Annotated in this window: 12 protein-coding genes; 7 read left to right on the forward strand and 5 right to left on the reverse strand. The window is 53.8% G+C overall.

Annotated elements, in window-relative coordinates; all coding sequences use genetic code 11:
* Positions 1-164: 164 nt before the first annotated feature.
* The 6 genes from speE (at position 165) to E3U44_RS07380 (ending at position 6,581) form a co-directional block, all read left to right on the forward strand.
* A complete protein-coding gene (gene speE, locus E3U44_RS07355; RefSeq protein WP_134357525.1) occupies positions 165-1,016 on the forward strand; it encodes a polyamine aminopropyltransferase in 852 nt (283 codons plus the stop codon).
* Positions 1,017-1,098: 82 nt separating this feature from the next.
* The gene (locus E3U44_RS07360; RefSeq protein ID WP_134357526.1) at positions 1,099-2,025 is read left to right on the forward strand and encodes a mitochondrial fission ELM1 family protein; all 927 of its coding nucleotides are present in this window, start codon (positions 1,099-1,101) and stop codon (positions 2,023-2,025) included.
* Positions 2,007-3,131, forward strand: coding sequence for a glycosyltransferase family 4 protein (locus E3U44_RS07365; protein WP_134357528.1), 1,125 nt, complete (start codon positions 2,007-2,009; stop codon positions 3,129-3,131). The genes E3U44_RS07360 and E3U44_RS07365 overlap by 19 nt, the downstream gene beginning before the upstream one ends.
* Positions 3,132-3,186: 55 nt before the next feature.
* Entirely contained in the window at positions 3,187-4,197 is a 1,011-nt protein-coding gene (locus E3U44_RS07370) for a glycosyltransferase family 9 protein (RefSeq protein WP_134357530.1), read from the forward strand.
* Positions 4,181-5,389 carry an O-antigen ligase family protein gene (locus E3U44_RS07375; RefSeq protein ID WP_134357532.1) on the forward strand — a complete coding sequence of 403 codons (1,209 nt, stop codon included), beginning with the start codon at positions 4,181-4,183 and terminating at the stop codon, positions 5,387-5,389. The genes E3U44_RS07370 and E3U44_RS07375 overlap by 17 nt, the downstream gene beginning before the upstream one ends.
* A 196-nt stretch (positions 5,390-5,585) precedes the next feature.
* Positions 5,586-6,581 carry a glycosyltransferase family 9 protein gene (locus E3U44_RS07380; RefSeq protein ID WP_134357534.1) on the forward strand — a complete coding sequence of 332 codons (996 nt, stop codon included), beginning with the start codon at positions 5,586-5,588 and terminating at the stop codon, positions 6,579-6,581.
* Positions 6,582-6,620: 39 nt separating this feature from the next.
* Here the strand turns inward: E3U44_RS07380 and E3U44_RS07385 are convergent, their stop codons facing one another.
* From E3U44_RS07385 to pgeF, 3 genes are read right to left on the reverse strand one after another with little or no spacing between them, the layout of a single operon-like run.
* A complete protein-coding gene (locus E3U44_RS07385; protein WP_134357536.1) occupies positions 6,621-7,688 on the reverse strand; it encodes a glycosyltransferase in 1,068 nt (355 codons plus the stop codon).
* Between the two features lie 7 nt (positions 7,689-7,695).
* Positions 7,696-8,601: a glycosyltransferase family 9 protein gene (locus tag E3U44_RS07390; protein ID WP_134357538.1), complete on the reverse strand. Its 906-nt coding sequence runs from the start codon at positions 8,599-8,601 to the stop codon at positions 7,696-7,698.
* Positions 8,602-8,641: 40 nt separating this feature from the next.
* Complete coding sequence (pgeF, locus tag E3U44_RS07395) at positions 8,642-9,397, reverse strand: peptidoglycan editing factor PgeF (protein ID WP_134357540.1); 756 nt, start codon at positions 9,395-9,397, stop codon at positions 8,642-8,644.
* A gap of 610 nt (positions 9,398-10,007) precedes the next feature.
* On the opposite strand from pgeF, the gene E3U44_RS07400 reads away from it, so the two are divergent.
* The gene (locus tag E3U44_RS07400) at positions 10,008-10,544 is read left to right on the forward strand and encodes a hypothetical protein (RefSeq protein WP_134357542.1); all 537 of its coding nucleotides are present in this window, start codon (positions 10,008-10,010) and stop codon (positions 10,542-10,544) included.
* Between the two features lie 259 nt (positions 10,545-10,803).
* Here E3U44_RS07400 and E3U44_RS07405 read toward each other — a convergent pair whose 3' ends face one another.
* Together E3U44_RS07405 and E3U44_RS07410 are read right to left on the reverse strand one after the other, a co-directional pair.
* Positions 10,804-11,226, reverse strand: a complete 423-nt coding sequence (locus E3U44_RS07405; protein ID WP_240761766.1) for a hypothetical protein — start codon at positions 11,224-11,226, stop codon at positions 10,804-10,806.
* Positions 11,227-11,300: 74 nt separating this feature from the next.
* Positions 11,301-12,005, reverse strand: a complete 705-nt coding sequence (locus E3U44_RS07410; RefSeq protein WP_134357544.1) for a hypothetical protein — start codon at positions 12,003-12,005, stop codon at positions 11,301-11,303.
* Positions 12,006-12,260: the final 255 nt, after the last annotated feature.

Below are 12,260 nucleotides of genomic sequence, written 5' to 3' on the forward strand. Positions count from 1 at the left end.
GGCCTCCTTCCCTGGGGCTCACCCTTCGGGGCGTCCTAAGGGCGCCTCTGTTCGCACCCAGCAAACGGGTGCTTGTCAGGGTAATATGGGGCAGCTATTATCGCTGGATTTTATCTTTTATCAAGTATCAAATCGCTAATTATAGCGTCGGTTGGAGAGGCAATATGCAGTTGGATCCGAAAACATGGTTTACCGAGATTTGCGAGGAGGGCGGTCTAGCCTTTTCCCTTGCTATCAAGGAAAAACTTCATGAAGAGACGACCCCCTATCAGCATATTGAAATTTATCAGACCGAGGCTTTCGGCCGGCTCATGGTTATCGACGGTTTCATTATGCTCTCGCAGCGGGATAATTTTTTCTATCATGAGATGATGTCCCATTCAGCTCTGTTTACCCATCCTCATCCCCAGAGAGTACTGATCATTGGGGGGGGCGATTGTGGGACTTTGCGAGAAGTGCTCAAGCATGAGACGGTCAAGGAAGTCCGGCAGGTGGAGATTGATGAACGGGTTACCCGCTTGGCGGAAAAATATTTTCCAGAACTGTGTGAAGGTAATGATGACCCGCGGGCCCAATTCCACTTTGGTGATGGTATTCGCTTTGTGGCCGAAGCACCGGCAAACAGTGTGGATGTCATCATCATTGATAGCACGGATCCGATTGGCCCTGCAGAGGGGCTTTTTCAAGCTCCTTTTTATTCTGATTGTCGGCGGTTATTGGGGGACAGGGGTGTTCTCGTTCACCAAAGTGAATCTCCCCTGCTTCATTTGAATCTCCTTAATAAGATGCGGGCCGAGATGAAGAAAGGGGGGTTCCCCCAGGTGCGGACCTTAACTTACCCCCAGTGCGTCTACCCTTCGGGTTGGTGGAGTGCGACTTTGGCGGGGGACTCCGTAGCCTGGTTTCGAGAGCAGGAGGCAGCGGCTAAAACCTTCTCGACCCGCTATTACAATGTGGATATTCATCGGGCTTCCCTGGCAGTTCCAGAATTTCTGCGCCAAATTGAAGGTGAATAGAGGGAGCCAATAGGTTTCCCTGGCAGAAGGATAAAATCAAGTGCATGGATTGTCCCCAAAGCAGGGTTGCTGCCGGTAAACTATGCAAGATTCAGCGCGGCCTGTGATTGCTTGGTATCTGACGGATGGTAAACCCGGACATGAAAATCAAAGTGTCGGGTTGTTGGAGGCGCTAGCTCGCCAAGTACCTGTGCAAGCCCACCGGATAAGGGTATCTTCTGGACTACGTGCCGCTTGGTGGTGGGGGTTGGGTGTTTTCCCCAGTGCCAGGGAACTCCCCGCTCCCCATATTATCGTCGGTGCAGGTCATGGGACCCATGCCCCGCTGCTGGCTGCGCGCCGCGCCCGCGGAGGGCGGGCGGTAGTCTTAATGCGGCCTAGTCTGCCTTCCTCTTGGTACGATTTATGTTTAGTCCCGGAGCATGATGGGATAGCTGCCGCAGCCAATATTGTGCTCACCCGGGGGGTGCTCAATCCGGTCGTTTCGGGGGGAGTCCATGATCCAGCCCGGGGACTCATCCTCTTGGGAGGACCTTCGCGGCATTATAATTGGGACCCTCAGAACATTTTATGGCAAGTGCAAAGTCTTGTGAAACAGGAGAAAGAGTGTCAGTGGGTGCTGAGCACTTCGCGACGGACGCCGACATTTATGCTGACAGCGCTTCAAAGTTTAAAGTTTCCCAATTTAAAGGTGTTTGCGTGCCAAATGACCCCTCCTGGCTGGGTAGCGGAGCAGTTGGCTCTTGCCGGGCGGGTATGGGTATCGGAGGACAGCGTTTCCATGGTGTATGAGGCTCTCACCTCCGGAGCGGCAGTGGGGGTTCTCAATGTGCCTTGTAAAGCTTGGGGGCGGGTGGTGCGGGGGTTGGATGGTCTCGCGGAGAAGAGAGTGGTCACCACTTTTATCGCCTGGCGCCAGGGGCAAACGCTTGTTCCGCCTCGACAGCAATTTAATGAAGCCAACCGTTGTGCTCGGATATTGGTAGAACGATGGCTCAGCGACCACTGACCGTGTTACAGGTTTTGCCCGCCTTGGAGTCGGGGGGAGTAGAGCAGGGAACCCTAGAAGTGGCGGCGGAGTTGGCCCGGCGGGGGCATCGCTCTATGGTCATCTCGGCAGGCGGGCGTCTCGTCGAAGCCCTCAGGCGAGGGGGAAGCGAGCACTACAGCTGGCCTATCGGCGTTAAATCTCCTTGGACTTTAAGCTTAGTTCCCCGGTTGCGGCGTTTCCTCTTCCAGCAGCAAGTGGATGTCATCCACGCCCACTCCCGAGTGCCCGCTTGGGTAGCCTGGCTGGCTTGGCGGAGCATGCCAGGGCCGGACCAGCCCCGTTTTGTCACCACTGTGCATGGCCTTTATTCGGTGAATCGTTACAGTCGCATCATGACGTGGGGGGAAAAAGTCATTGCCGTGTCCGAGAGCGCGCGCCATTATGTACTCGAAAATTATCCTGAAGTGGCATTAGATCGGGTGGAAGTGATCCCCTGGGGCGTCGATCCTGAAATTTATTCTTATGGATATCAACCTGGCAGGGAATGGCTTGCCCACTGGGAGGCCGCTTATCCTCAGTTTCGAGGAAAGAAAATTCTCACCTTGCCGGGCCGCTTGACCCGCCTTAAAGGACACCGGGATTTTATCGAACTTATGGGACAACTGCGACAGAGAGAATATCCAGTGCATGGCTTAATTATCGGTGGCGAGGACCCTCGCCGACGACGCTATGCGGAGGAAATCAGGCAACAGATTGCCCGTGAAGGGCTGCAGGGCATGGTGACTCTTACTGGGCACCGCAGTGATTTACGGGAAATCTATGCCATCTCCGATGTGGTAATGTCACTGTCCAGAAAGCCAGAATCCTTTGGTCGCACGGTGCTTGAAGCCCTGAGTTTGGGTGTACCCGTAGTGGGCTATGATCACGGGGGCGTGGGGGAAATCCTTGGGGATCTATTCCCGGAAGGGCGGGTTTCTTTGGCGAATTCCAAGGGCTTATATGAGCGTGTCACCCAGTTTATCAAAGCGCCGCCGCTAGTACCGAGGCGGCAGCTCTATACTTTGCAGCACATGCTAGAGCAAACCTTGCAGTGTTATAGCACCCTCTGCGGGATTGAGCCCTGAGCTTTTGCGAGCTTGCCGTCAATTTCGTTACCAACAGTTTTGTAAGGGACTATAAATGGGTGCGTGCTCTCTCTCTTCTAAGGGCATTCTAGTCATTCAGCCTCTGCCAGGTATTGGTGATATGATTTGGCACCTGCCAATCCTCCATGCCATTGCTGCGGCCTCGTCGGAGGGCTGTGTTACGGTATTGACCAAACCCCGCAGCCAGGCGGATCGTTTGCTGAAGGCGGACCCTTCCATCCAGCAGGTGCTCTGGTTGGAGCGCAATCCAGGCCGACACGACGGCTTGTTGGGTATAGGACGATTAGCAAAGCTTTTGCGGCAGCAGCATTTTCGCCAAGCCTGGATATTGCACGGGAGTCCACGCTATGCCCTCGCCTGCTGGTTAGCGGGTATCCCCGAGCGGATTGGCTATGGGCGAGGACTGCAAAGGTGCTTTCTGAATCATCCGGTGAAGTTACCGCCAGAGCAAACCCATGGTCACCCCATAGCGCTAGCGACTCGCTTGTTAGAGCGAAGTCATATTCCCCCTGTAGAGGAAGAACCGCAATTGGTGATTGATCCCGTTGCTCAACAGGCAGTGGCTGGCCGTTATCAAGGGTTTCCGCAGCCTTGGATTGCCCTCGGCATTGGCAGCAGTGAGCCCTACAAACAGTGGGGCGAAGCCAATTTTATCCAATTGTTGGAGTACTTAGGTCAGTCCTTAGGGTCTGTCTTCGTCGTAGGTGGGGTAGGGGAGCAGGTCATGGGGCAGCGGATTAGCGTCCAGATGAGACAATGGGGGGTCCCCACAGGGGAGGCGCTCGCCCTGCCCCTGGAGGAAACAGCGGCCTTGCTGGCAATGTGCGCCGTTTATGTGGGCAATGATACCGGAGTATTGAATATGGCGGCTGCAGCAGGGACGCCTGCATGGGGATTGTTTGGCGCTTCACCGCCGTTACATCATTCCCGGCATATCCGTTGCTTCCTCCCTCCACCGGGCCGGGCCGGTATGAAGGCGATTACCCCCGCCTATGTGGCGGCTGAATTGCGTAATAACGGAGTATTGCATGGTGGTTCTACATAGACGGTTGCAAAGTGCCTTTTTTTCTTGGGGGTGGTTGCTGCCCACAGTATTGCCTATCGCTCAGGTACTAGGCCGAGCGGTGTTCAGTATTTTGATTGTGTTTTATTTTTTTTGGGGAAGTATCAGTCTGTATGGCCAGAAAAAAAACATAGAACATCCCCTCTTAGGGTTGTTTGTTGCCCTGCTATTGGCTTTTTTAATGAGCGTTCCAGGGGCAGAGGACGTGGCAAGAGCGTGGCACAAATGGCTTAAATTTCTAGTCTACTCCATGAGTTTTGTGTTTACGCTGGTGGCCTTGCAGCAAGGACAAGACAATTTCGAACGCCTTTGTCGGGCTCTTGCAGGGATGGGGATAGGGTTGATAGGAGTCCTTTACTTGCATTTGGCCTATGTGTTGTGGACCAGTGCTGAGTTTGTCCCTGCCCAGCAACTCAAGGAAGATAATTTGCCCTTTTTGTTGCCCTTTCTTCTTTATGGGTTGCAGTGGATAGAATACAGGAAATACCGCCTTTTCCTAGGAGGCGCTTTATTGCTGAGTGTATTATTTTATGTCGTGCTTTCCGAGGGCAGGGCGGCTTTACTGGCGTTGATGGTCGCCCTGGTGCTCTATGGGGTGCTGGTGGTGGGATGGCGCCTGAAGACCTTGTTATTGCCGGGAACGGTGGCGGCCATAGCCTTAATCGGGATGATGACCATCGTCCATGTGGAGCCCCCCGCGAAGGAAAAGGAAACTTGGACTGATCTTGTAGACCGGATCAGTAGCGGGCGGACAGTTCTCTGGCGCCAAGCTTTTGTCTACCCGCCTGAATCGGTAGTGACCGGGGTGGGGATGGGCAATGCCCGTTACGCAGAGGAAGCTTTGACTATTAGCGAGGGTCGGCAGGTCCGCCATTTCCATAATTTATTTGTGGATGCCTGGTATGAAACCGGATTATTTGGCCTTGTTGCTATAACGGGATGGTTGCTGCTTATCTTGACCAGAGCATGGCGTGATTGGCGAAAATCTATCGCCGAGGACCGACGACAGCTCGGCCTTCTGCTCTCTGCCAGTGCGGCCATTCTTACTGCCGCCCAATTAGGGCCATCCTATGCTTCCAGCTTAGTGAGTGTCTATTTGATGGTGCTCTTTGCTGCGTTGACGGTCTTCCATGGGAAAATACAGCAAACGTTTTTTGAACCAGCAAATCAATAACTGCTAGTAATTGTTAGCTTTGAGTTCGCTGCTTACGGGTCGCGATGGCGAATCTTCTGATAACAACCCCATACCCTAGCCTGGGGTCGATTTTGCCGAAACGCGCTAGCACGAACAATGAGTTATTTAGCGCTCAGCGCGCCGTTTCACTGTGCGACCTTGCTAGGGGGTCGCCTAACATCCATGTGAGGCTTCGATGCAGCGTGTTTTGATTATCAAGTTAGGGGCTTTAGGGGATATCGTTATTGCGACCCCCCACATCAAACAAATCGTGCGGAGTTATCCTGAGGCCGAGATTTGGCTGCTCACTGCGCCAGAGTTCGCGTCCCTATTCAAAGAGCATCCCAATTTAGGGGTAAAGCCCTTCCCGAGGAAAGGTCTCCAGTCCCTCTTTGCCCCTCTACAATGGATACGCAGCCAGAGTTTTGAGGTGGTCTTTGATTTGCAGGGGAGCGATCGCAGCAAAATGATGACAGCCCTCTCCGGGGCTACCCAACGCTACGGCCTAGGACCGGGTTTTCCCTACACCCATTGCCCCCTTAACAAGGGAATCGTCAATGGCGAGGTCCATAGCTTTAGTCGTCTAAACAAGTTATTGGAAACGGCGGGTTTGGCACCAGTGCAGGCCGGCGCTTATCTTGAGGCCAGTGACGAGCAATGCCGAAAAGTGAGAGATTGGCTAGGGAAGAAAGATCTGTTAAGAAAGGATATCGTATTGATCCATGCGGGTTCCAGCGCCCGTTGGGAGAGCAAACGATGGGTCACTGCCCATTTCGTTACCCTGGCAACGGTGCTGGAGCAGCAAGGGATAACGGTTGTCTGGGTAGGGGGGGAGGAGGATGTTCAATTGAATCGAATCCTTTCTCAAACCATCGGGATTGACGCCAGCGAGGCCTTCTCCCTCTTGGAACTCGCCGAGTTGGCCCGTCATGCCCGTTTTGCCGTGACCACGGACTCGGCCCCTATGCATGTTATTGCCGCTGCCGATATCCCTGTTTATGCTTTGTTTGGGCCTACTGATTGGCGGCGCAGCCATGCCCTTGGTCAAAAACAGCGAGTGCTTACGCATCCGGTGGCTTGCAGTCCCTGTTACCTTCCTGAATGTCCCCCGCAGAATGCTCATCGTTGTTTGGTGCAGTTGCAGCCAGGGGAAGTGCTGGCACGTTTGCAGGAGGATGGAATGCTGGGCTAAAGCCGGATTGTAGTAGATAAGCCTCAACGACCTCTGCGGTCAACTTTCCAGCAAATGGCGATAGAGATTCAGGTAGGCCGAGACGATCGTTCCCCGGGAATAATGATGCTGTAGGGTAGCAAGGCCGTTTTTCCCTAACTGGGTCTGTAAGGTTTCGTCAGTGAGGAGGACTGCAATCGCCTGGGCCAGGGTTTTGGGATCGGCGTTGGGGGTGAGCCATCCGTTTTCGGTTGGTGTGATGAGTTCCTTGGCTCCCTGGGTCTCGGTAGCGATAACCGATTTACCATGGGCCCAAGCTTCCAAGATCACATTACCTAACGGCTCATGCCGTGAAGGGCAGATGAAGATATTGGCCAACTGATAGAAAAGGCTGGGATCCTGCTGCCAGCCACACCAATGTATTTGTCCCTCCAGACCCAGCCTAGCAGCTTCTGCCTGAAGTTCTTTCCTGAGGGGACCATCGCCGACGATGAGTAAGTGTACTGGCCGTTCTGAAATGTGTGTTGGCAGGCGGGCGAAGGCGGCTAGGAGATCTTCGAAACCTTTCACGGGATGAAGTCGGCCGACAGCAAGGAGCACCCAGGCATCCTCCGGAATGGCTAGATGCGCTTTGAGCTGGTGAAATAGCTCTGGCTTTGCTGGGAGAGGGGGGTCGACAAAGTTACCAATATAGAATATCCGCGCCGCAGGTAGCCCCTGTTGCACTAAGTACTCACAGATCCCACGGGTGTTGCCAACCCAAGCGTGGGCGTGGCGATAGCCTTTGAGGTTGTAATAGTCACCCAGGCGAGCAATATGGATTGGCCTGTGTTTGCCTGGAATGCGAGTCAAGCGCGTGGCTCGACCCATATAGGTTTGCACGATGTCAGGCCGATAATGCTGAATCAACTGCCTAATTTGCCAACGGGCCCCAGGGTCCCAGATATTTCTCATGGGGATTGGCTTTTGGGGAACTTGGGGACTTAGGGCCTCTCTTAGTGTGCTTTGGGGTGGCAAGGCCGCCAGGATGGTTCCTGTAGTTTCATGCAAGGCGTTGACTAGGCGACAGTAGAAGCGCTCTGCGCCACCTGATTGCCTGCTTCCAATAAGATGGAGGGAACGAATCACCGAATCATTACGTCCTATCCAGCAGTTGACGGAGGCGGTGAGCTACGATAACCGCTGAAAGTTGGCCGAGCTGACGATTGGGCGCTAACACATAAGCGCTATGATTTCCCCAGGGATGATAATGCTCCGGCTGACCGGGGCCAAATAGGGTTAAGGTTGGGGTGCCCACCGCTGCCGCCAGGTGCCCCAGGCCGGAATCATTACCCACAAAGACACTGGCCTTTTGAAGTACCGCAGCCACTTGTAATAAGTCAGTGCTTCCACACAGATCAACATAGGGCAAGGGCAGGTTTACGCTAACCGCCTGGCTTCGTTCCCGATCCTGAGGACCACCAATCAGAATCACCCCCTCAAAGTCATGCTTGACTGCATTGACCAGCGCGGTAAATGCGGAGGCAGGCCAGATTTTGGGAGCCCAATTGGCCCCCGGTCCCAAAGCAAGCCAACGGCGCCCCGGCAGCGGGGAGAGTCTCGTTTTAGCGAATTGCACCTGCTCTGCCTGTAGCCAAACTCGGCAAGGAGGGATGGAGGCAGCAGGGGGGCGTAGGGGCGCCAACACGGCCATATGGCGCTCTACGGCATGGGGACCGGTAGGTTTAACCCCTCTTTTAGTCAGTCGTTTTCGGGCCCTTAAGAGGTAGGCGAGACCATCGGTGCGAAGGTCAACCACCAGATCGTAAGAAGTGCGGCGTAACTGATGAATCAGCCCCATCAGTTTTCGCCAGCCGGCTTTCTTGTGTTTGTGCAAAATGCGGCCCCGATAAGGGCAATGGGTAAAGACCAGGCTCGAGCGGGGGTCTGCCACCAAGTCAATAGAGGCTTCAGGAAAGCATTGGCGCAAGGTCTCTAGGGCCGGGGTGGTGAGCACCGCATCACCAATGTTGCTAAGAGTAATGAATAATACTTTGCGCATGGTTTGGAAGGGGCCAGGAAAAAGCTCGGATTATACTGGACTAACCAGAGTTTGCCAGCCAGATGAGTGTCGCCATACGCCCCGTTTTCCCCTCCCGTCGATAGGAATAGAAACGGTGGGGGTCGGCAACGGTGCAGTATTGGCCACCATAAATCCATTGGACCCCTTGCTTTGCAAGAGCTAGGCGCGCCAGTTGGTAAATATCTGCTAGCCAGCGCCCTTGGCGGTGAACGGTGAAGGCTGAGGTATGACGCCAATCCTGGTCTAAAAAAACCTCCCTTACTTCGGGGCCGACCTCAAAAGCTTGGGGGCCAATGGCCGGGCCCAGCCAAGCCAGCAAACGTTTTCCAGGAACTTCCAAGGCGCTGACTGTAGCCTCAATAATACCTGCAGCTAAGCCCCGCCAGCCACAGTGAGCAGCCGCTACCTTTGTACCTTCTTGGTTGCAGAGTAGCAAGGGTAAGCAGTCGGCGGTGAGTATGGCGCATACCGAACCGGGTCCATAAGCAACACTAGCATCGCCCCGTTGTCCAGGACCCTTGTTAGCAGAGACGATTTCATTGCCATGGACTTGTGTTAACCAACTTGGTTCGATGGGCAAAGAGAGGGATTGCTGAAGGCGAATTCGGTTCTTTTCTACAACCTCTAGTCTATCTCCCACATGGTTGGCAAGGTTAAGGGAATGATAAGGAGGGGAACTAACTCCGCCCCTGCGGGTGGTGGTATAGGCCTGGATATTGCCCGGAGCGGGCCATTGGGGAGTGATGACAGGGAGTGTATTGTCTTTTTCGTTCATATCCTTGTAATCCCGAAAAAAAATAAGCTATTTTTTAAGATACGGCCTTTAATCAATCCCTTGCAGGTAGCGTGTGGTGAGCAAGAACCCGTCGAATCTATTAGGGCGAATTTTAATTTAATGAGTAACATGAAATTATCTTCTTTGGTATGAATAGTAAATGGATTCTTCTCGCGGCGGTGGCCCTGCTTTGCCTGCTGATCTTTTTATTGCCGGCCATTATTTATTTGCTGAAGTAAGGCGACGAGCGACGGAAGGAGAGGGCTAAAAGCCGGATCGGGTCTATTAGTCCTTTCCGACGAGGGGTTGGGTAAGAACGGCCCGTTACTAGGCCATCTTTCTCTAAGAAGAGGAAAGGATATTGATGAGCGCCTATCAGTACGGCGCAATACAGATTTTGAATTTATTACCCTGTGGTTTGCATTTATTACAGAATTGAACCGCCTGAATCGCTCTTAACAGCGGCTGCTTACCCGATCTAAGGGGAGATGGGGGCTGATTTCTTAAGTAGGATTCAGGGTTAGCGGTATTGAAATTGAAAGCCGCCCCTTTGGCATACCCCTTGCCTAAGCCTAAGGCAAGCCTCATGGCATACAGGAGGAGGAGAGCCATGAAGAAGCTTGGATGTTATTTAGGCTTTTTTGCTGCGCTTGCGGTGGGACTGGTGCATGCCGACTTTTTGGACTGGAACACCAACCAGGACGGGGTGGTCAACGAGATCGAATACAAATATGGCTTTGAAGCTGATGGGGTCTTCGAGAAATGGGGTAGCCACAGCGACGGCTTTGTCGATGGAGATGAATTTGGGAGTAGGCTTTACAACATCTCCGATGCAGATAACGACGACAGACTGAGGGTATCGGCACTTGGCGATGCCATTGATGGCACCTTTAGTAAGGAGGGAGCGAGCCTTTCTATGGGCCGTTTGAATCCCCATGGAGATGATACCATCAGCCCCGACGCGTTCGGCCAAATAGCCAACAATACTGGACTCTATCCCCTCCTAGACCACAGGAAGGATCACGTTATCGAGCCCCATGAGCTAGAGAATTCGCTATTCAAGATTGCCAAGGGAGATGGCAGGGGCGCGCTTGATAAGGATGCGTTTCTCTGTAACTTGATCCCCTCGTTTTTAGTGCTTGATTAGGTGAAATTACCGCCAAAGAGCTGCAACAGGTGCCGCCGCCGGTGCGCTCTTTGGCGGAACCAATAAGATAATTGGACATGCCATCATCCCGATGCTGAGTTGCGGCTCTTCATTTGACTACGCTTGATGGAGTGTATCATGTAGCTTTAAGGAAATAGCGCAGCTAGTCCAGCGGATCAAGAGGAACTGAAAATCTCATGGCAGCCCACCAGGTTTCTTCAAGGGCTGCCATGAGATGGGCGTCCAATTTATTTTTTTCCTAAAGCTCGACGTGATCAGCGACCAGGAAGGTGTCCACATCTTCCAGTTCGACCCGCATATAGGGCTCTAGACCCCAGCCGTATTCGCGATCAATTTCAATCAGGCTTATCACACGCACCGTGCCGGTCACGGTGACATCAATCCCTTCCATCACCGTCAAGTTGCCTTGGGGAACCAGAACGACTATCTCATTATTGAAAAGTCCCCCGCTTTCGAGAATAAAAGCTTTTTGATCAATGATTTCTTCCACTTCACCCGATACCCGCACTGTCTGGCCTTTGTAGCGAGTGATGCTATCGAGTAGCTCTTCCACATCCTCCACCCGCTGGGGTTCATTGTCCCTTTGTTGGGCCGCCACCTGCGCGGAACTCATAAGGGAAAACACCAGCACGACAGCGGCGGCGGTGATTGCTTTTGTCATCCTATACATATGGACTTCCTTGCAAAGATTGCACGAGTCGGGGATTACTGTCTCCAAAGTCTACTTTTAGAGCCTTACTCTACGACAAACGGAATTCGAACTTCGCCGAAGGCTCGATTATCCTGCGCATCGACTAGGTCAGCGCGGAACGTTACGCGCCTTTGTTCCTCCGGGACGCGCTCGAAATAGAGAAAGCCTTCCAGGTGGCCGCCAGCGTCCAACACCCCCTCGGGCAGGGCCCAGGCGCGCATCGCTGCGGTCGGCAGCGGAAGGGTCGCCCAGTAGGTGCCGTAGGTATCGTAGTAGAAGGGATCGTAGGCGAACGTACCGGGGTAGGCCCCCAACGTCGGATAGACCGGGCCGTAGAGGGGAGCAACCGTGAAGCCATCGTAGACGAAATCCGGATCGGCAACAGGGGTATAACCGCCAGCGAGCACGGGCTCTAGCACTGACCCTTCGATTCGATACGGCGGCAGGGCCGTGTAGCGCATGCCATCGGTGGCGACTAAGGCGAAGTCACTGTAGCGCAGGCGCAGCGGCATCCCGCTGAGGTTGTCGATGACTACCCGCACCGGGGTCACCTCCTCGCGGATAGGCTGCGGACCGGGCCATTCGTTGGCCTGGGCGATGAGGCGGACCCCGTTGACCCGATCAATGGCGGCCTCCTGAAGGCGTGCCACCTCGTTGGCCGCCGGCGCTGGCGTTAAATCGGCCATTGGCGTACAGCCGGCGGCCAGTAGCCCCATGCCTAGGGAAAGTATCCAGTTCAATTGCTTCATCACACCGGCCTCCTGGGTGTTTGCCAGAGTGCTCTCGAGGGCTTTTTGCAGAACGCCCCTGACGAGAGGGTCTCCCCCTAGAGCATAGAAAAAAGGAGAAGAACTTCAATGGGTTTTTCTCCCTAAGGCGCCTGAAAGAGGCGCACGTATAAGGACACGTGTGGTGCGGGTAAAAGGGGGCTCTCTACAGCCCCGAAAAGGGCTGATTTCGCTTTTATTACGGAGACCTTTCACTCGGGTTATCTACACTTATGC

The sequence above is a fragment of the Nitrosococcus wardiae genome, from assembly GCF_004421105.1.
Lineage (GTDB): Bacteria > Pseudomonadota > Gammaproteobacteria > Nitrosococcales > Nitrosococcaceae > Nitrosococcus > Nitrosococcus wardiae.